17 protein-coding genes are annotated in these 20,588 nt (G+C 42.3%); 5 read left to right on the top strand and 12 right to left on the bottom strand.

Annotated features, from left to right (window positions below; all coding sequences use genetic code 11):
* Positions 1 to 47: 47 nt before the first annotated feature.
* Both BI198_RS03925 and waaA read right to left on the bottom strand, forming a co-directional pair.
* Positions 48 to 2,186 (bottom strand): SEL1-like repeat protein, encoded by a 2,139-nt coding sequence (locus tag BI198_RS03925; RefSeq protein ID WP_235605228.1) that lies wholly within the window; start codon positions 2,184 to 2,186, stop codon positions 48 to 50.
* Between the two features lie 153 nt (positions 2,187 to 2,339).
* Positions 2,340 to 4,343 (bottom strand): lipid IV(A) 3-deoxy-D-manno-octulosonic acid transferase, encoded by a 2,004-nt coding sequence (waaA, locus tag BI198_RS03920; protein ID WP_070048373.1) that lies wholly within the window; start codon positions 4,341 to 4,343, stop codon positions 2,340 to 2,342.
* A 289-nt stretch (positions 4,344 to 4,632) separates the two neighbouring features.
* Here waaA and BI198_RS03915 point away from each other — a divergent pair, with 289 nt between their 5' ends.
* Together BI198_RS03915 and BI198_RS03910 are read left to right on the top strand one after the other, a co-directional pair.
* Positions 4,633 to 5,544, top strand: coding sequence for a glycosyltransferase family A protein (locus BI198_RS03915; protein ID WP_070048372.1), 912 nt, complete (start codon positions 4,633 to 4,635; stop codon positions 5,542 to 5,544).
* 42 nt (positions 5,545 to 5,586) lie between these two features.
* A complete protein-coding gene (locus BI198_RS03910; RefSeq protein WP_070048371.1) occupies positions 5,587 to 6,483 on the top strand; it encodes a glycosyltransferase family 2 protein in 897 nt (298 codons plus the stop codon).
* Positions 6,484 to 6,533: 50 nt separating this feature from the next.
* Here BI198_RS03910 and BI198_RS03905 read toward each other — a convergent pair whose 3' ends face one another.
* The 5 genes from BI198_RS03905 to prlC form a co-directional block, all read right to left on the bottom strand.
* Positions 6,534 to 7,007 carry a peroxiredoxin gene (locus BI198_RS03905; RefSeq protein WP_070048370.1) on the bottom strand — a complete coding sequence of 158 codons (474 nt, stop codon included), beginning with the start codon at positions 7,005 to 7,007 and terminating at the stop codon, positions 6,534 to 6,536.
* Positions 7,008 to 7,059: 52 nt separating this feature from the next.
* The gene (locus tag BI198_RS03900) at positions 7,060 to 7,839 is read right to left on the bottom strand and encodes a class I SAM-dependent methyltransferase (RefSeq protein WP_070048369.1); all 780 of its coding nucleotides are present in this window, start codon (positions 7,837 to 7,839) and stop codon (positions 7,060 to 7,062) included.
* Positions 7,836 to 8,537, bottom strand: a complete 702-nt coding sequence (locus tag BI198_RS03895; protein WP_070048368.1) for a DNA-3-methyladenine glycosylase I — start codon at positions 8,535 to 8,537, stop codon at positions 7,836 to 7,838. The genes BI198_RS03900 and BI198_RS03895 overlap by 4 nt, the downstream gene beginning before the upstream one ends.
* 123 nt (positions 8,538 to 8,660) lie before the next feature.
* The gene (locus BI198_RS03890; protein WP_070048367.1) at positions 8,661 to 9,191 is read right to left on the bottom strand and encodes a hypothetical protein; all 531 of its coding nucleotides are present in this window, start codon (positions 9,189 to 9,191) and stop codon (positions 8,661 to 8,663) included.
* 150 nt (positions 9,192 to 9,341) lie between these two features.
* Positions 9,342 to 11,420: an oligopeptidase A gene (gene prlC / locus BI198_RS03885; protein ID WP_070048366.1), complete on the bottom strand. Its 2,079-nt coding sequence runs from the start codon at positions 11,418 to 11,420 to the stop codon at positions 9,342 to 9,344.
* Positions 11,421 to 11,581: 161 nt separating this feature from the next.
* On the opposite strand from prlC, the gene gorA reads away from it, so the two are divergent.
* Positions 11,582 to 12,931 (top strand): glutathione-disulfide reductase, encoded by a 1,350-nt coding sequence (gorA, locus tag BI198_RS03880; protein WP_070048365.1) that lies wholly within the window; start codon positions 11,582 to 11,584, stop codon positions 12,929 to 12,931.
* 74 nt (positions 12,932 to 13,005) lie between these two features.
* On the opposite strand, the gene BI198_RS03875 is transcribed toward gorA, so the two are convergent.
* The 5 genes from BI198_RS03875 to BI198_RS03855 all read right to left on the bottom strand — a co-directional run bounded on the left by BI198_RS03875 (position 13,006) and on the right by BI198_RS03855 (position 18,796).
* Positions 13,006 to 15,888, bottom strand: coding sequence for a PAS domain S-box protein (locus tag BI198_RS03875; protein ID WP_141728836.1), 2,883 nt, complete (start codon positions 15,886 to 15,888; stop codon positions 13,006 to 13,008).
* On the bottom strand, positions 15,861 to 16,730 hold the full coding sequence (locus BI198_RS03870) for a PAS domain-containing protein (RefSeq protein WP_070048363.1): 870 nt from the start codon (positions 16,728 to 16,730) through the stop codon (positions 15,861 to 15,863). Before BI198_RS03870 ends, BI198_RS03875 begins: the two co-directional genes overlap by 28 nt.
* 25 nt (positions 16,731 to 16,755) lie before the next feature.
* Positions 16,756 to 17,232 (bottom strand): hypothetical protein, encoded by a 477-nt coding sequence (locus BI198_RS03865; RefSeq protein ID WP_141728835.1) that lies wholly within the window; start codon positions 17,230 to 17,232, stop codon positions 16,756 to 16,758.
* A 240-nt stretch (positions 17,233 to 17,472) separates the two neighbouring features.
* Positions 17,473 to 18,048, bottom strand: a complete 576-nt coding sequence (locus tag BI198_RS03860) for an outer membrane beta-barrel protein (RefSeq protein ID WP_070048361.1) — start codon at positions 18,046 to 18,048, stop codon at positions 17,473 to 17,475.
* 526 nt (positions 18,049 to 18,574) lie between these two features.
* The gene (locus BI198_RS03855) at positions 18,575 to 18,796 is read right to left on the bottom strand and encodes a hypothetical protein (protein WP_070050633.1); all 222 of its coding nucleotides are present in this window, start codon (positions 18,794 to 18,796) and stop codon (positions 18,575 to 18,577) included.
* Between the two features lie 117 nt (positions 18,797 to 18,913).
* Between BI198_RS03855 and BI198_RS03850 the strand changes: the two genes are divergently transcribed.
* Both BI198_RS03850 and BI198_RS03845 read left to right on the top strand, forming a co-directional pair.
* Positions 18,914 to 19,348: an Rrf2 family transcriptional regulator gene (locus BI198_RS03850; protein WP_070048360.1), complete on the top strand. Its 435-nt coding sequence runs from the start codon at positions 18,914 to 18,916 to the stop codon at positions 19,346 to 19,348.
* 105 nt (positions 19,349 to 19,453) lie between these two features.
* Positions 19,454 to 20,527 carry a PepSY-associated TM helix domain-containing protein gene (locus BI198_RS03845; RefSeq protein ID WP_070048359.1) on the top strand — a complete coding sequence of 358 codons (1,074 nt, stop codon included), beginning with the start codon at positions 19,454 to 19,456 and terminating at the stop codon, positions 20,525 to 20,527.
* The last annotated feature ends 61 nt before the right edge of the window (positions 20,528 to 20,588 follow it).

Below are 20,588 nucleotides of genomic sequence, written 5' to 3'. Positions count from 1 at the left end.
GTTTTTTATGTGCAGATGTGAAGGTGGCGCAAGTTTCTATCCCTTGCTTAAGGATTTAATAAGCGCTGTAATTGAGCTTGCGCTAACGGCTCGTTTTGTTCGGCGGCTAATTGATAATAATCGCGGGCTTTAGCAATATCCTTACGCACCCCACGGCCATATTCATACATCCAGCCTAAGTTATACTGGGCATTAGCGTAGCCTTGCTCGGCAGCTTGACTAAATAACTCTACCGCTTTGTTATCATCGGCTTTAACCTGACGACCATTTTTATACAGTAATGCCATAGCATTTAATGCCCGTGGCACTTTTGCCGGTAATGCCTGTTGGTACAGCTGAAAAGCTTTTCGCTCATCTCTAGCGACGCCATAGCCTTTTTCATACATATAACCTAGGTGCGCTATCGCACGAGTATGATTTTGTGCTACTGCTTTTTCGTACCATTCAACGGCGTTTTGATCATTTTGCTCAACGCCATTGCCAGTTTCATAGCGTAAACCTAAATTAAACTGAGCATCGGCATCGCCTTCTGCGGCTACTTTGGTATACCAATATAAAGCCTTTGCTTGATCTTGTTTTACCCCGCGACCATTGGCATACATATAGCCTAAATTATATTGGGCATAGGCATCACCTTGGTCGGCTGAACGTTGATACCATTGCACTGCCGCTTTATCATCAACCTTAACGCCAGTGCCGTTAGCATAACGCACACCCACTAAATATTGCGCAGCAGCATTACCTTGTTCAGCCGCTTTTAATAACCAAGTAAACGCTTGTTGTTCATCAACTGCTACGCCTTCACCATTAGCGTAGATTAAGCCTAAGCGATATTGCGCTTCTTTATTACCAGCAGTGGCCGTTTGAGTAAATAACTGCATAGCACGCACGGGATCAGCACGTAAACCACGGCCTTCGCTATAATGCAGCCCTAAATAATAACAAGCGGTTAAATCTGCTGCGTTACAGGCTTTTTCAAACCATTCCACAGCACGGCTGTCACTATTGCGCACACCTCTACCTAATGAATAGCTTATACCCACTTCGCGTTGCGCTTCGATAACGTCTTGACTTGCCGCGCGTGAAAAGTAATCAAAAGCCTTGCTGTCACTTTGTGATACGGCAATACCGTCTAAGGTCATTAAGCCTAATTGATAGGTTGCTCTTGAGTGGCTTTGCTCACTGGCTTGGCGATACCATTGCCAAGCTTTAGTTAAATTAACGGCGCTACCGCGACCTTGTTGATAGCGACCGGCAACCACATATTGACCATCTACATCACCTTGTTCTGCCGATTTCTCATACCAAAACAGTGCTTGCTTTTCATCTTGTGCAACACCTCGGCCGCTGGCATACATGTACCCTAAATTATACTGGGCTAATGCATATTGTTGCTCTGCTGCTCGTTTATACCAATACACGGCTTGGGCATCATTTTGGGGTAAACCTTGGCCTTGAGCATGGACAATGGCTAAGTGGTACTGGGCTTGAGCAGAGCCTTGTTCAGCTGCGGCACTAAACCAACGCGCTGCGGTAAGCAAATCGACATTAACACCTAAGCCTTTAGCATATATAGCCGCTAAATTAAATTGAGCGTCAGCGTCACCGTTTTTCGCTAGCGGATACCAATGGCTATAAGCATCAGCATAATTTTGGCGTTGAAATGCGCGCATACCGGTATCAAATTTCGCATCGGCAAGCGCTTTAACCGCTAAACTAGGCTTATCGGTTAACACGGCTGCAGCAATTGGCTCAGCCTTAGTGGCTGCTGGAGATGGAGCAACTGTAGTTGATGTGGTAGTTGTAGTCGGCGAAATAGTCGTCGCAGCCATTTCAGTGGCAACAACACTTTTATTGTTCGCTAATGTGGTTGGCGTCCGGGTATTTTCTTGCCGGCGTTGTTCCAGTGCTTGCTTGATATCATTCTGAGCTTGAGCCGACTCAGCATAATCACTACTTTTTGAAGCCGCCTGCTCTAACCAATAAGAAGCCTGCAACGCATCACGCTCGACCCCGTGGCCAAGTGAATACAGTTTAGCTAATTCAAATTGCGCACTTGCATTGCCCTCAATGGCCAACTTTTGCAATAATTGTGCTGCGTTTCTATAATCGCCCTGCGCATAAGCCGCTTTGGCTTGCGCTAATTGTTGTTGCGGTTCGGCTGCTACCAAAAAGCTGGCTGCCATTAGAATTGTTATTATTTTATTTAGCCGCATACATGTCCCTCCGCTTCTTACTTGTTATATCAAAGATTTAGCAAGACACCAAGTGTCTAACAAAGATAAAATTCGTAAACATGAGGTAAACGTGGCGCTAAAAGTCGCGACCAATAGGTTATTTTAGCCGTTAAGCTGCTTTTGATAACCAAGTTCAAGTTCTGGCCATTGCGCAAGATGCCAATAAAACCTTGCCGCTAAGCCCTGTTCTTTAATTAACGACCGTTGCAAACGTTGCAGGTTTTCATGGCGCCAAGCGCCTAATTGACGAATAGCACATTTATCAAAATCAATTAGCCAAATTTGACCTTTAGCATCGAGCAAAATATTACGACAGTTTAAATCAGAGTGATAAACACCCTGTTGATGAAACTGAGCGATGGTTTTACCTACATTCTGCCACTCTGTAGCACTGAGCTCTCGGTGAGATAAAACGGTTGCTAAATCCTGACATTGCGCCACGAGTTCAATCATTATATCGGCACGATAAATTAAACCGTCTCGCTGATAATTTGCTGCTATTGGTCTTGGCACGGGTAAACCCATACTGTGCATGCGGCGCAGTAAAGCAAATTCCTGCATTGCCCGACTATGGGTCACCGGCACCAAGCTAAACTGGTCATGCAGCAGTTTACCCATTAGGCCACCACGATAATAATGGCGCAACACTATGCGGGTATCTTGATGTTGAATAAACCACGCTGTATTGCGGCCTTGTGACTGGCCAATAATGGCGTTCTTGTGCTGCCAGTGCTCGGGATTAAATTGCTCAGCCGATAGATTAGAAAATACATCACTTTGATACCAAATTTGTTGGCTGCCCTGTTGTTGCTGGCGAAAATGGTTTACATCCGCAGGTAAAAAATTTGTTATAGCTTGCACAATACGCTGACAAGCGCCGCTATGCTGTTGATATAACGCTAACCCCGCCGCGCCTTGCTGCTGGGCTAATTCCGGTTGTTCTAATAACAATTGAGTATTCGCCACTAACGTCGCTTCATCCGTCAGCCAGTTTATGGCCTCGCGCTGGGCTAACCACTTGTAAGCTTGGGCGAAGTTAAATACATAAGGCCCAGATTGAATCGGTTTGGCAAAGCACATAGCTTCTAACGGATTATGGCCGCCGCGTTCAATTAAACTGCCGCCGATAAACACCACATTGGCCAGTTGATACCAAGCTAATAATTCACCCATGGTATCACCCAATAACACGTTAGTGTCGGCTCGAATAACCTCGCCGGAACTGCGTCGTTGCATGGTTAGATCGCTACGTTGAATTAATTCTGCCACCGTATCAAAACGCTCTAAATGCCGTGGCACTATAATCAATAGTATATTGTCGAACTGTTTTTTAAGCTGCTTACAGGCATTAATTAATAGCTGGTCTTCGCCAGCATGGGTACTGCCCGCAACCCAAATTGGCCGGCCTTGCAACTGAGGTGTCAGTTGTTGCACCATAGCTGCAACATGATCAGGAATAGCCATATCATATTTAACATTACCGCATACTTGTGCCGCACCGGTGTAGCCTAAGGCTCTAAATCGGCGCAATGTAGCGCGATCTTGGCTGAGTAATAAACTAATATTCGGTAGCAATAATTGGCTAAAACAATAACCACGACGATAACCTTTAGCCGATCGCACCGACAATCTAGCGTTAACGATAATGCTTGGGATAGAGGCTGTTTGGCATTGCTGTAATAGATTAGGCCATAACTCGGTTTCTAAAATGATTAAAGCGGTGGGCTGTAATTTAGTTAAAAATCGCTTTACAGCACCTGGAGTATCTATCTGTAAGTAGTAATGAAATACCGTATCGGCAAAGGTTTGTTTAATGCGCTCAGAGCCTGTTGGGGTAGTGCAAGTTACTGTAATAGGTAAGTTAGGATATTGCTGCATTAAACGCTTAATTAATGGTGTAGCTGCGACGACTTCACCCACTGAAACCGCATGCACAACGATACCGCCTACCGCTTCTACTGGCACCGACTGCCAAGCAAAACGTTCACTAAAGCGCTGCCGATACGCTACGTCTTTAAACGAGCGATAAATAAAATACAGCAACAGCAGTGGCAGCAATATATAAATAACCACTTGATACAGTAAACGCGAACACCAAACGGGCATGGCTTAATTCCAAAATTAACAATAATAATTTGCAGCTTACTGTCAGAAACTTGCTGCCTGAGCATCAGAAAATATTGGCTATAATGCCAAAGTTAGCGCCGAGATTCCAAAGATAGCTGCGACATCTGAAAAGATTCTGTTTCAGTTGCGGTAATAATGCTAATCTAAACCCTTTATAATCAGCAATATTAGCTGTAGTAGCATAACTAACAAACCTGCTAACCCAACTAAATGTGGCTAGCATTGCATAGTTTAAGCTAAAACCCTATTAGAACGACTGAGGTAATCGATGACCAAACCACACTACCCACCAGCGGGTGCATTAGATGGTGTTAAAGAATTTTTATTACGATTTGCTGCCTCGGGTTATTTTCCGGCCACCGCCTTTATTAAAAATCGACCAGTAAAGTCAGAACTTGCCGTTGTTAATGAAAACATCAAACTAGAAATTGTTAGCCACTGCTGGAACTATGCGCGCTTTTTTGTGTATCAACTTAGCTCGTTAGTTAAATACCCGCCTAAGGATATGCAGGTAAAGTTAACCATTTTTTATTCTAATGAAGACACCGAAACGGCTAAGTTACTGCAACACTTTAGCAGCATAGAAGTGCCAAACGTGGAATGGAATTTTATTGAATTAGCTACGCCCTTGTTATTACGCCGCGCGATTGGCCGCAACCAAGCGTCTAAAGCGACTACCGCTGATTGGATTTGGTTTGCCGACTGCGACATGGTGTTTCACGAAGGCTGTATAGATACGTTATCAACCTTGTTAAAAGGCCGCCAAGAAATACTGTTATTCCCAGATACCTTATTAGTTACGCCGCTATTAACTGAAGAAGATCCCATGATCTCGGCGGGTAAAGATAAAACCGAGTTATTAGAAGTAGATACTAGCAAATTTAAACCCCGTAAGTTTGATCGCGCCACCGGTGCTATTCAAATTATTCACGGCGATGTGGCGCGTGCTTGTGGTTATTGTGATGATTTAGCGGTTTATCAAAAGCCGAAATATCATTGGACTAAAACCTATGAAGATCGCGCAATTCGCTGGTTGCTAGGCACCCAAGGTGTGCCCATAGCTTTACCTAACTTATTACTTATTCGCCATGCCGAGAAAGGTCGATATAAAGAAGACAGTAAAATTTCGGTGATCCGCAAAGCAATCCGTCGGGTGAAATCGGCATTAATTAATAAGTAAATAGTACCTAAATGACAATTAAAACTTAAGGCATGCTTTTCTATGGCAAATAAAAAATCTATAGGTCAAAAAATACGCTGGTGGTGGTCTACTCGCGTTTTAGGTTTTTGGCGAGTAAAGGTTGCAGGCAAAATACAACGTAAACTTGCCCAGCCAGCCGATACTATTGTGTTTAAACAAGACGCTAAACCGATGCCAGCACCAAAAAAATCGGGGATCACGGTTATTTTAACTGCTTATCGACGCGCTGAATATTTAGCAGAGCAAATTACGGCTTTGCGGAATCAAACCATACCACCAGATGAGATTTGGGTATGGTCAAACCGTAGCGAAGAAGAGTTATTAGATGTCTCTGAGCTTGCAGATAGAGTGATTGTAGCCAATAGCAACTTTTTATTTTGGGGCCGTTTTGCCCTAGCTAGCTTAGTCCGTACTGAGTATGTCGCATTTTTTGATGATGATATTTTGCCGCAACCCGGTTGGTTTGAAAACTGCCTAAATACTATTGCTAATGGCGATGACGGTATTTTAGGTGGCTCTGGAGTGCTTTTACCTGCTGAAGGTGGCTATGCCAGTAAAAATAAAGCGGGCTGGAATGGCTTGCAAAGTACTAGCGTTACTGAAGTAGATTTAGTGGGCCATGCATGGTTTATGCGTAAAAGCTATGTGCGTTATATGTGGATTGAAGAGCCCACAGAATGGAACAATGGAGAAGATATTCACTTATCTTATATGGCATTAAAACATGGCGGTATTAAAACTTTAGTACCACCCCATCCAGAAAACAATTTATCCATTTGGAGTTGTCGCCCAGATTTTGGTAAAGCCGTAGGCCGAATGAAAGTTGCCACTTACCAAACTCAAGATCATCGTGGTACACGCAGTAATATAGTTGATAAATATCGTGCTGATGGCTGGAAAATAGTCGCTATTCGCTGAGTTTGAAAAATTATAAAAAATCCCGCAAATTAGCGGGATTTTTTTTCGATTTATAATACAGCTAACACAGTTTCTGCATTACTGACTTCAAAGCTTTTTGGTGCTTCAACGTTTAATGTCGTCACTACACCATTGTCAACGATCATGGCATAACGTTGTGAACGCACGCCACCAAAGTCAGCTGTGTCCATGGTTAAGCCAATGGCTTTATGGAACGCTGCGCCACCGTCGGCTAAAAAGGTAATGGCTTCTGCATTTTGGCTTTTGCCCCATGCATTCATTACAAAAGCGTCATTTACCGCAGTACAAATAATGGTATCAACGCCTTTGGCTTTAATTTGGTCTGCCAAAGTAATATAGCCTGGTAAATGTGCTGCTGAACAAGTTGGTGTAAACGCGCCAGGAACGGCAAATAACACTACTTTTTTATTGGCAAATATTTGGCTTGTGGTAGGGTTTAACACCCCTTCTTTGGTTAATTGAGAAAAACTTACTTCTGGTAACTTATCGCCTACTTTTATCATTATATTCCCCATATTATCGTTGTTGGATTACTGCTGTGCTGACTTACTTTAATTAGATTGCTGCATTAACATAAACATCAAATCTATTACTTTTACCCGTTAACGACATAGTCGGCGCGGTATTAGCAAGAAACTCAGCATTTACCGGCCGCTTTACTACTACTCGCTTTATGGCCAATGCCCTTGCTAACGGCAGTAACGCATCGGCATCGTTATCATCTCCGACCACATGATGAAACGCGCGCATTTCTTTTTTGACCAATGCCGATTTTTCTCGGGCGGGAAACATAGGATCTAAATACACTACATCTACCGCGCCTTGTTTGCTTAATGCTTGCTCGGTTAATGCTTGCTCGGTAAGCGCTTGTACGGCATTAGTATGCAGCAACTGTAAACGTTGTGGCAACCACGCGGCTAAATCGCTATCTAACTTAGCTCTGCGTAAACCATCATACAGCAGAGCCGCTACCATAGGCTGTCGCTCTACCATTAACACGGTTGCGCCGATACTGGCCATAACAAAGCTATCGCGGCCTAACCCAGCGGTGGCATCTAATACCGTTAACGTTGATCTTTTATTTAAGCCTACGGCTTTGGCAATCGCTTCGCCTTTGCCGCCACCATATAAGCGGCGATGGCTAGCACGACCACTGGTAAAGTCGACCCAGATATCACCTTGCTTAGGTAAGTTGCTATCGCGTAATACTAAGGCGTTATCGTGCCAGGCTAAATGCCAACCTTGGGCTTGGGTTACAGCCGTTAAACCAAATTGATGACATAACTCCAGCTGATAATCAGTCGGCAATTGCTCATTAACTAGTAGTAAACTCATTGCTGCATGCCAACATGATTATCGCCGACACTAAGCGCTATAATTTGGCTAATATGCTGCAGGCTAAGGCCAGATTGCTGCTGCCACAGATTAAACTGTTGCTGAATTTGCGCTAAGCTGCGTTTGCTACTGATACCACCGTCAAATATTTTAGTGGCTCGTAGGTAGGCTTCAACATCACTGCTTAAAATAAAGGTATCTTTACCAATAGCACGTAGCGCATAAGGCCCAGTATTACCGCCTAACCGGGCACCATGCTGTTTAAGGTAAGCCCACAAACCAATAATATCGTCGGTTGGCCAGTTAGCAATAAAGTGAGCAAAGCTGCCATGTTTTCGTTGAATATCTGCAATCATCTGCGCATTATCGCGAATGGTAAACACTTTTTTAGCGTTGCGAATAATACGGGTATCTTGAGCTTTTTGCTCTAGCATCTCATCGCTCATTAGCAGCATCTTTTCGATATCAAAATCAAAAAAAACCTGACAAAAGCCTGGCCATTTTAGTCGAACTACTCGCCACACAAAGCCAGATTGGAATACTTTTTTAGTTAATTCGGCTAATAATAAATTATCAGGGATCGCGCTAATGTCTGTAGCTGACGCTGGCGAACTTAGTAAGGCGGCTAATGCGGTTGCCCCGCCTTTACGCTGACAAGCACGATCATAGATACTGCTAAAATATTCTGCTGAACTCACTGTGTCTCCAAAAAAGCAAAAACAGCAATAATTATGCTGCCTTTGCTAACTTTGCTTAATCAAAAAAATAGTCTTTAAATATAGTTACTTATTTTTTAGCTTCGCTAATCATTTAGGTTATAACTAATAAGTTTGACCTGATGCAGTATCATCTAAGCGACAAACGCCTTGGTCTAATACTACGTTCGGTTTAGGTACTACGGCACAATCCGACATTAAGCCTAGTTTATTATTATTTTCTGCACTTGCTGCATTATATGCCGCAACTTTTGCCATTAAATCATCTTCATCAATATTTTTTACCGAAGCAGCAATATAACGCGCAGGGCCACCGCAAGGTTTAGCCCCAAAACCGATAACACGACATTGCTGAATGTTATCGGCACTGGTATCAGCTATTAATGCCAGAACATCTTGTTTTAACGCGGTTAAATCAGTATCGATAGCCATTTGCTGCTTCCTCGCTTTACTTGCTGCAATCGGATTAGTTTGCGGATCAATCGGCTCAACTACGGTTGCTGGCGTCAAACGTTCAGCTCGAGGTTCATCCATAGCGCCTTGCTGACAGCCCATTAATGCCGTACTAGCCAATAACGTTGCTAAAATAACGGTTACCTTAACCATGCTTTTTGGTATTTGCTTAGCTTTTTGCATACCTGCTTCCTTATATACCTGCGTTTGGCATACTTGCCATTTGGTCTATTTGTATACGGTTTAAAGCGTGTATACACGTTTGATATAACTGTTATTTAGCTTGGCAGAGCCTTAGCGCCTTCGCAACATTTAATTAACCCCGCGCTTTTATTAACCCGTTATGCCCATATGGCGTAATAAAGCTTCATTAGAGGGCTTACGACCACGAAAACCTGTAAACAACTCCATTGGCTCGGCACTGCCGCCGCGTTCTAAGATCCAATTTAAGAAATCTCGTCCCGTACTGGTGTTAAACACACCTTCCTCTTCAAACCGACTAAAGGCATCAGCGGATAATACTTCTGCCCATAAATAACTGTAATATCCTGCGGCATAACCGCCAGCGAAGATATGACTAAAGCCATGCTGAAAACGATTAAAACGTGGTGGTATTAAAACCGACACTTCAGTACGCACCTGATCTAAGATTTGCTGCACTCGCCCACCGCTTGCGGGGTCGTATTCGGCATGTAAGCGAAAATCAAATAGCGCAAACTCTAACTGGCGCACTAAAAACATGGCTGATTGAAAATTCTTTGCTGCCAGCATTTTATCTAACATAGCTTGTGGCAAAGGCTCGCCGGTTTCATAGTGGCCAGAAATGATGGCTAAGGCTTCTGGCTGCCAGCACCAGTTTTCTAAAAACTGACTGGGCAGCTCAACTGCATCCCAAGGCACACCATTAATACCAGCCACTGCTGAGGCGTCAACTTTGGTTAGCATGTGATGCAAACCATGACCAAACTCATGGAATAGTGTTACCACTTCATCATGAGTAAATAACGCCGGTTTACCGCCAATTGGCTTATTAAAATTACAGGTTAAATAGGCAACAGGCTCTTGCACACTGCCGTCGGCTTTAATGCGTCGGCCTTGGCAATCGTCCATCCAAGCACCGCCACGTTTTTGCGCTCTGGCATATAAATCTAAATAAAAGCTGCCGCGTAATTCATTGTTTTGGTCAAAAATATCATAAAAGCTCACATCTGGATGCCATACATCAACGCCATCACGGCGCTTAACTTGAATACCAAATAGTTTCTGTAATACCGCGAACAAGCCCGATACTACTTTATGTTCTGGGAAATAAGGCCGTAATTGCTCGTCAGAAATGGAATATTTTGCTTGTTTTAGTTTTTCCGCGTAATAGGCCAGATCCCACGCCGCTAGCTCTGTTTGCTCAAGTTCTGTTTTCTCAAGCCCTGCTTGCTTAAGCTTAGTGGCAGCAAACTGTTTAAGCTCAGCTAAATCAGCTTCTGCTTGCGGTTTAGCGCGCTTGGCTAAATCATGCAAAAAATCTAAAACTTGTGGCGTATTTTGCGCCATTTTGGTGGCTAATGACTGCTCAGCTGCATCGCTAAAACTCAGTAATTGCGCCAGCTCGTGCTTTAAGGCTAAAGTTTTTTCTATGTTTTCGCTGTTATCAAACTGGCCCGCGGTTGGCCCTTGATCTGAAGCCCGGGTGCAATAAGCACTATATAGCGTTTCGCGTAATTGCCGATTATCAGCATACGTCATGATCGCAATATAACTTGGGAATTCTAAGGTAAATACCCAACCGCTTAACTCACGGCTGCCGGCTTCTTCAGCGGCAGCTAATTTAGCATCTTCAGGTAAACCGGCTAAATCGGCTTCGTCAGTGACATGCTTAAACCAAGCCTGGGTGGCATCTAAAGTGTTATTGGCAAACTGTGAATCTAAATCTGCTAGCTCAGTTTGAATTTCGCCATAGCGCTGTTTTTTCTCAGCCGATAAGCCTATACCTGATAACGCAAAGTCACGCAGGGCATTTTCAATAACCTTTTTCTGTGCGGCCGTTAAATGGGTGTACTCCTCACTTTTCGCTAATTGCAAATAGGCTTGATATAAGCCTTCATGCTGGCCAATCCAGGTACTAAATTCAGATAATAACGGTAAGCAGCTCTCATAAGCATCACGTAGCTCCGCGCTATTTAACACCGAGTTTAAATGCGATACCGGCGACCAAAGTTTACCTAAACGGTCCGACTCTTCATCTAACTGGGTAACTAAACTTTGCCAACTTACCTCGGTAGTTGCCACTGCACGTTCAACGGCAGCTTTAGCTTGGGCAATAGCGTGCTCTACTGCTGGTTTAATTTGTTCGGCGCTAATCTTTGAAAAAGGCGGCAAGCCAGTAAAATACAATAAAACATTTTCGCTATTAGACATGAAAAACCTTTGCTAATTTGACTATACGTATAGCACTTATCTTGGGGTGAAACACTAATATATCAATGGCTAGTGCCTAGTCTTATTCCGGGGTTGGCCTTGTAAATGCGCCTCTCACCCCTTATAAACAATGCATATGCTTAACTTAAAGGATCTTGTCTATGAGCCGTCATTTTAATTATCTCGCTATCGGTGGTGGTAGCGGAGGTATTGCTAGCGCTAACCGTGCCTCTACTTATGGTCAAAGCTGCGCCATTATTGAAGCCAAATATTTAGGCGGTACTTGCGTAAACGTTGGTTGCGTACCTAAAAAAGCCATGTGGTTTGCCGGCCAAATAGCCGATGCCTTTAAATACGCTGAAGATTATGGTTTTTCTGCAGACGTTAAACCTCTAGATTGGAGCAAGTTAGTGGCTAGTCGTGAAGCGTATATAAAACGCATTCATGGCTCTTACGACCGAGTGTTAGCTAAAAACGATATTGCCGTTATTAATGGTTATGCTCGCTTTATTGATGCCAATACAGTTGAAGTAAACGGCGAGCGCATTACGGCGGATCATATTACCGTTGCTACGGGTGGCGCACCTATTACACCCGATATTCCAGGTGCCGAACACGGTATTGATAGCGATGGATTCTTTGCCCTGCAGCAGCAACCAAAACGCGTTGCGGTAGTGGGTGCAGGCTATATTGCCGTTGAGTTAGCCGGGGTTATGCATGCCTTAGGCAGTGATACCCATTTATTGGTGCGCAAAGAAAAACCTCTACGTCAGTTTGATGACATGCTGTCAGATACCTTAGTAGAACTTATGGCCCAAGACGGCCCTACTTTACATAATCATTGCGAAGTAAAAATCGTCGATAAACAAGCAGATGGTAGCTTGGTATTAACGCTTAGCAATGGCAACAGCCTAGAGGTGGATTGTTTAATTTGGGCCATTGGTCGCGCACCTGCTACCGATGATATTAATATTGAAAGTACCGGCGTTGCGTTAGATAAACAGGGCTATATTACAACCGATAAATTTCAAAATACTAATGTAAACGGTATTTATGCCGTGGGTGATAACACCGGCCGTGCTGAACTCACCCCTGTTGCTGTCGCTGCAGGTCGCCAGTTAGCCGAGCGCTTATTTAATAATAAGCCTGATGCTCATTTAAACTATGAGTTAATTCCAACAGTAATGTTTTCTCATCCGCCTATCGGCACTATAGGCTTAACCGAGCAAGAAGCTGAAAAGCAACATGGTAAAGACAACTTAAAAATTTATCGCAGTGAGTTTACCGCCATGTACACTGCTTTAACGCAACATCGGCAAATTACCCGTATTAAGCTAATTTGTGCTGGCGACAATGAAAAAATTGTTGGCCTGCACATTATTGGTTATGGTGCTGACGAAATGCTGCAAGGCTTTGCTGTCGCGATTAAAATGGGCGCCACTAAAGCTGACTTTGACAGTTGTGTCGCGATACACCCCACCAGCGCAGAAGAAATAGTCACACTACGATAGGGGCGTAAAACAGTCGTTATATTTAACAGCGTGCCGCAGCACGCTGTTTTTATTTGCGCGTAAGTACAACGTGCTTAAGCACTAATTAAGGGGAAGTGGACATAGAAAGTACTGCCCTTACCCACGCTAGAATCAAAGCTGATAGTGCCGCCCATTGCTTCTGCCAGTTCTTTGCTTAACGCCAAGCCTAAACCTGTCCCACCTTTTTCTCGAGCATCGCTGGCATCCGCTTGAGAAAACTTCTCAAAAATTCGCGGTTTATAATACTCAGCAATACCCGAGCCTTGATCAGTTACGGCTATCACCAGCATAGATTGTTCTGCAGCTTGCTTTACTTCAGCTGTTACCGTTACTTGGCTATTGGCCGGCGAAAATTTAATCGCATTAGAAATTAAGTTAGCCATTATTTGTAAAAAACGAAACTCATCTATTCGTATTTGCCACTGCTGGGCGGCTAGCGGTAGCTGCCAATTAAGTTGAATATCTTGCTTACTGCTATAAGTTTGATTCTCTTCAATGGCCCGCTGTAAAAGAGATGCAACCGCATAAGTGGCTAATTCTACCTGCATTTTTCCTGCATTAAGCTTTTCAATATCCAGTAGATCATTAATTAAATTCGCTAAACGATCACAATTACTGCTGGCGATATTTAATAGTTTTTTCGACTCCGGCTGTAACTCACCCACCATACCGGATAGTACTAAGCCTAAGGCTCCTGTAATCGAAGTTATTGGGGTACGTAACTCATGACTAACGGTCGAGACAAATTCACTTTTTAACTGTTCTAGCTTTAATCGTTCAGTAATATCTTGCGCCGCGGAATATAGTTTTCCGGTATCAGGATCAACCGCGGTAAACCATTCTAGCGAAATATAATGGCCCTCTTTATGCCGTAACCGATTAGAAAAACTTGCAGAAACGCTACCTTCTAAAATTTTAACCAATTCAACTTGGGTTTTTGCCATATCGTCTGGATGCACAAAGTTTAAAATGGGCTGCTTTAATAGCTCCGCTTCGCTATGGCCTAATACCTGATGAAACGCTTTATTAACCCGAATAAAGTAACCAGCCGGACTCGAAATACATAATAAACTTTGTGATAAGTTGAAAAACTGGTTTAGCTCAAAGCTAATGTGTTCTTGCATGGTAATATCATGTGCTAAGCACAAGTATCCGGTAATAGTATTTTGCTCGTCGCGCATCGGGGTGACGATGACCTGCACTAATAACTCGCTGCCATCCTTGCACTGATATATCCAACGTCGGCGCTCAAAGCCGTAACGCTGTGCTTCAACAGTAAAAACATCGACCCCAATAATAGACTCAGCATATTTCTCTGACAGCTCTGTCGCTCTAGCAGCGACTTCGTTTTGATCATGCAAAATAGCTAAGCTTTGTTGATGAATAAGCTCGTCTGCTTGATAACCAAGCATAGCTTCGGCACCTTTATTGACCAATTGAATAATGCCTTCTGTATCAATAGCGATAATCGATACTTCAGATGCTGCATCTAACACTGTTTGCAATAAAGAGGTCAGCCGATAATGGGCCTGCTCGGCTATGACCTTTTCAGTGATATCTTGCACCGAACCGACGAAGGTAGCGTGGCCTTTATCCGAATTGGGTAGTAATTTAGCTAATTCGTGCACCCAGCGCACACTGCCATCTGGGGTAATAATTCTGTGAATAACATCATGAATACCTGATGTTTTAGCGTTCTTTTCACTTATTGCCACTAGCGTTGCATCGTCCGGATGTAAACATTGCTTAAATAGATCAATACTTGGGATTGTTGTAGCTTCATCAAAACCAAATACTTGAAACACTACCGACGACCACCATAATTCACCGGTCTCTGGCCAAGCTTGCCAAAAACCTATCCGCGCATTTTGGCTAGCTACATCTAATCGTTGTTGCGTCAGTTCTAATTCTTCGTTCGACTGCTGTAAGGCATGATAAGACTGTGTAATCGCGGTAATATCTTGAAATAAACCAAAAACCCGCCGACACTCACCTGCAACAAACTCTGGATGCGCCACAACGCGCACCCATTTTTTATTGCCCTTAGCGGTGATAATTTCAAAGTTATCATCAAAAGGCATATTTTTTGTCATGGCTTGTTCAAGACAGTGCTCAATCCGCGTTCGGTTGTCACCTTGGCGATAAAAGTTTATGGCAACAGTTGCGTCTGGAATATAATCCTTCGTTACCTCATGGATCTGCCGCGTGACTTTATTCCAATGAATAGTTAAATCAGGTAGCGCCAGCTCCCATAAACCTATGGTTGCTAGCTCTGAGGTGCGGGTTAATAAATTATTGGTATGTTGATAGGCATTATTTAACCGTTTTAACTCCATCAAAGACAAAATTGTGCTGGCAATCGAGCTCATGGTTAGCATAAAACGCAGCTCTTCACTGTGCCATTGCCGCTGTTGTTTTGTGCTTTCAGTGGTTTCAACCCAAATAATACCCGCAGGGCCACTATCGGACATAATAATACCATCTAACTTAGACACGATTTTCTCTGGCTTAAGATAGCAATCGGTTAATTCTGCCATCGCCAAGCATTGGCTAACATCCGTAGTCGCAATGATGGCTTCTTGCTCTAGCGCCTTAAAATATTGTGGGTATTGTGTAATCGATAATTTTAGTTGGCTGGGCTGACTTGCAGACTTATGCTGGTCTTTATCAAGATGCAAGTGCTGACATGTTAGCTGTTGACTATGATTTTTATCTAACCAAATACTGACACGTTCAACATTTAATGCTTGCGCTATTTGCTGACAAAAATAACCCCATGAATCCTGTTCTGCCGCAAAAATAACTTTTGATGATAAAATTTTGGCTTGAAAACTCGTCAGTTTTTGTTTTAACTGTAATGCTAGCTGTCGCTGTTTTTGCTCAGATATATCTTCAAGGGTGCCATACATTAGCAAGGGTTTTGCTGCAGATCCCACTTAATAACTTGGCCGCGTTCTCGTACCCAAATCCACTGACCATTGAAATGGCGCATTCTTACTTCACAGTGATAGAACTCGGTTTGGCCAGCAAAATGTTGCTGCATTGCCTGGTTAGAAATCTCTCTGTCATCTGGATGTAATAACGACCACCATGTTTGTATAGTGGTGGGTTGTAACTGTTTTAAGCTATAACCAACGAGCTCAGCCCAACGTGGGCTAAACTGGGTAATGCCGGTTTGGACATTCCATTTCCAAGTCGCTAATTGATTGGTGGCAATTACTGCTCTTAGTTTATCTTCAGTGGCTAATACATCTTCAAGAGTATGATCAAGTTGAACATTATGCAGCAAGGTAATGGTTTGCATAATTTCGCTTTCAATCATTTCAGCAAATTGCTGCAGCATGTGCTGTTGTTGCTGATCTAAACTACGACTTTTGCTATCAATTAAACATAAAGTGCCTAAATTATACCCATCTGGCGAACGTAGAGGCATACCGGCATAGAAGCGAATATAAGGCGAGTTTTGCACTAACGGATTATCAGCAAAGCGTGGATCTTGTAGCGCATCCGGCACCATCATCATGCCGTCTTCTAAAATAGTATAACCACAAAACGAAATGCTACGTTCTGTTTCTGCTACGTCTAATCCTTGCTTGGACTTAAACCACTGCCGCTTAGCGTCAAGCAACGAAATAAGCACAATATCGCAGTCAAAAATAGATTTAACTAAAGCTGTAATGCGATCAAACCGCTGCTCAGCGGGGCTATCTAATAATTTAGATTGTAATAAAGCGTTTAAACGCTCCGCCTCATTAACGGGTAACGGTGGTGATTGCATTGCTTAAGCCTCATCCCTGATATAATTAATCAAATGCTTTACCCAGCGCAAAATATTGCGTTAACTGTAACACTCGTTGCGGCCGATTAAACATTTGATATAACACAAGCCAGTCTGCAGCTAACATCCAACGTATGCCGTGTTGTAATTCAGTACGACTAGGTTCAAACTTAAAATACTGTTTATCTCCTTGCCTTTTTACTGCCACGCCAGCCATAAGATCAACACCGATACCTTCATCACTCGCACCGTCTTGGCTAATAAAACGCTGAAAAAACCGACTACAGTACTCTGGATGCGTAGGCAAAGTTATTGGCGTTAATAGGGTCGCTAGCTGCTGATGAATTATTGAATAATCCGCCTCTGAGCAAATAATATCAACATCTCTTGGCGTAACATCAATGCCCAGTTGTTGCAATAAACAACTGCCACCAATACCAAACTCTGTGCCTGCTAATAATTCGCTAAGTTGCTTTGCTAGCTCGCGTGCAGTTTGTTGCAAGGCCATAACCCAATATAAATTAAACGATTATATAAATAGTATGCATCAAAGCTGAGCACGAATACATGGCAAATAAATAGTTAAATAGACTCTGGATAGTTCTTAATCGATGCGATTACGAAACACACAATAAAAAGGCCGCTTAATTATTTCTTAAGGGGCCTTTTTACTCTGCTATTTAAGGTACTCATTGTGTATTAATAAGCACTATTTTCCAGAAAAATAGTAGATGTAGCAGGATTAAAAAGTATATTTAACCCCTAAGCTCGCGTAATCCACTTTGGTATCAAAACTATCAATACCAGCAAGAATACCGATTTCGTCACGGTCAAACTTGACATCAAACCGAGTGTATTCTAAAAGCAGCTGCCAGCTTTCTGATAAAGCAAACGACATGCCTGCACCATAAAAGAAATCTGAGCCATCGACATCAGAGCGCTCATCAGTGGCGTTTATATCGGCTTTCCACCATAAATTACCGCCTTGAGCATATACAGTGAAACGTTCACCTATTGGAATACCGGCTTTTAACGCCAAGGTATAACCGTCTAAGTCAGTATTAAAAATGCTATTACCATAATTACCAAAGTCGATATAACCGGCTTCAAGTGCAAATGCTTGGTGAAATTGTGCCCCTACAAATACTTTAGTGGCATTATCTTCTTTATCAAAATCTTCATCACCATCAACATTTAATAAGCCATAACTCGCACCAACATAAGGGCCCATATTATCAACAAAATCGTTAGCCGTAGCAAAACCAGAAGTCGCCAGTAACGATGCAGCAGCCAGAGTAGCTAAATAAGATTTTTTCATTGTGAACTCCGTAATATCAATTAACCAGTAACAAGCTTGCGCTTAAAGTGTCACCGTTAGTACTACAAGGTCTGTGCCAAAAACTAGATGAACGCAATATATCATTTTATTTCAATAGGTTAATTAACATAACGGCAGTAAGTCTAAACAAAATAAGGTTTTAAGAGTCTGTAGAGATGTCTTATTAGTATGAAAAATTTACATGAAAATGTGATTAAAAAACAATCAGTTACATGTGTTAATAACTGAACGTTACATTAACGACTCATTTATTCTCTCTAATCTTAACTATTTATGTTTAGTTATTTTAAACAACATAGATCGACGCACTAAGCCATGATGTAACGCAGCGCTAAACGCCAACTGATTTATGCAGTTGCAACACAGTATGCTGCTATATGACTAGACTTTGGATCATTGATACGCCCAAAAACAACTTCGCAATAATCAATAGCGCCGACGTTAATTAACTAAAAAGCATTAATACTATGATATTGCTCAGTGGCAATCAGCTTAGCTTTAACGCTTAGCGTAATACTTCGCCTAGTTGGTTTTGGGCAATTAATCGCAGTACATAAGACAGTTTAAATAATGCTGCTAAGACAATTTGCAGCATATGCATTACTGCAACAACTCGCAGTGGAAAGGCTTGGCCTTCAAACCAAGCCAAGTAGGCAGCAGCACAAAATAACACTAAAGTAATAACCATGGCGCTATTCGCGGTAAAGAGTAATTTTCTCGCGTTCATAATGTACATTCTCAATGCATATTTATAATGTGCATTATTAATGTATATTAACGGTAATTCAAGTACTATTTTGTATAATTTATAACCAGGCATTAAGAGCAAGCAGCGAGAGAGAAAATGCAATTAAAAAAATATACCGACTACGGCTTGCGCGTTTTAATGTATTTGGCCTGTCAGCCAGAGCAGGCCATGACGAGCGTGCGCATAATTTGCGAAGTGTTCGACTTATCCGCTAACCACGTCAATAAGGTGGTACATCATTTAGCTAAACTTGAGCTAATTGATACCAAGCGCGGTAAAAATGGCGGTTTTGTTTTAGCCAAGCCTTTATCCAGCATTCGTTTAGATTATGTTATTCGCCAACTAGAAGGTGACGAAGATTGGATTGATTGCTTATCTCCCATCTGCATAGCCCTACCTGCCTGTAAATTAAATGGCATTGTCGAACAAGGTAAAGCATTGTTTTACGAACACTTAAGTCAATTCACAGTTGCCGATTTAGTGAGTGATAATAAACAGCAGTTACAAACGATATTTATCCAAAATGCTTAAGACTAAGCTTTTATACTAGCTATTATCAAATGGCAATAAAAAGTAATTGAAAACTATTCGCATTATCATTTAAAATCTGTAGAAATGATTTGATCGAGACTCGCGTTGTTAAAATTATACTTACGCCGCATCCATTTAGCTTTGGCTCTGGCCAGTGGCTTGTTTCTAATTCTGCTCAGCCTAAGCGGTGCTGTATTAATTTATGCTATCGATATACAACATTTTATCCAAGCCGATAAATGGTTAGTCACACCTGATAGCCAACCGTTAGACTATGCCGAATTAATAACTAAACTAGAACAACAAAGCGGGAAAAAAGTTCGTATACTCATACCAGAGCAAGATCCCAAACTGGCATGGCAAAGCCAATTAGCCAATGAGCGCTATGTCAGTGTTAATCCCTATACTGGTAAAATACTACACCAATATGATTATTATCGTACCTTGTATGGCTTTACTATGGCGCTACACCGCTGGCTATTATGGCAAAATGATTCCGGCGATAAACCGTTGAAAAATGTATTATCAACAGCAAGTTTATTGCTGATGTTTAATTTATTAATTGGCGTCTGTTTATGGCTAAAACCCAAAAATAGATTAAAACGCTTAGTAATTAAACCCAAAGCAAAATTGTCGGTGCTACTGTATCAATTACATTCAGTGCTAGGTGTGTTTATATTTATGCCTTTATTGCTTATTGCCTTTAGCGGTGTTGCATTTAATTGGCAAAGCCCAACCCAAGCTGTAGTCGAATTATTCACAGCTAATAAAGTAACCGCTTCCCCTAAAGCACCAACCGTTATGGCTAAATGTAGCGCTCAACTTAACTATTCTTTAGCTATTCACAACTCATTACAGCAATTCCCACATGGCGAGCTGTATCGTATTTACCTTCCGAAACAAGCCGACGCCGCTTTAGCTTTGCGCATAAAAAACCCTGGAGAGCAGCATGCATTTAGTTGGGTTTGGAGCAATCCTTATACCGGCGAAGTGCTGTTAAAATATGATGCCAGCCAAGCCAATGTAAGCACTCAAGTCTGGAATTTTCGCTTTAACTTTCATATTGGAAATTTTGCTGGTCCAATAGTGCAATTACTCTGGCTATTGCTGTCAATATCAATAAGTTTTTTTGTTTGTTCAGGCCTATATTTTTGGTTACGAAGACATAAACGCAAATAGTTATCATTAACTATTGATCAAGTTAATGATAATCATTACTATTAGCGCGTTATTTATTTCG

This window comes from Rheinheimera salexigens, from assembly GCF_001752395.1.
Taxonomy (GTDB): Bacteria; Pseudomonadota; Gammaproteobacteria; order Enterobacterales; family Alteromonadaceae; genus Alishewanella; species Alishewanella salexigens.
Note: the sequence above shows the minus strand (reverse complement) of the source record. Positions and strands in the feature narration are given on the sequence as shown.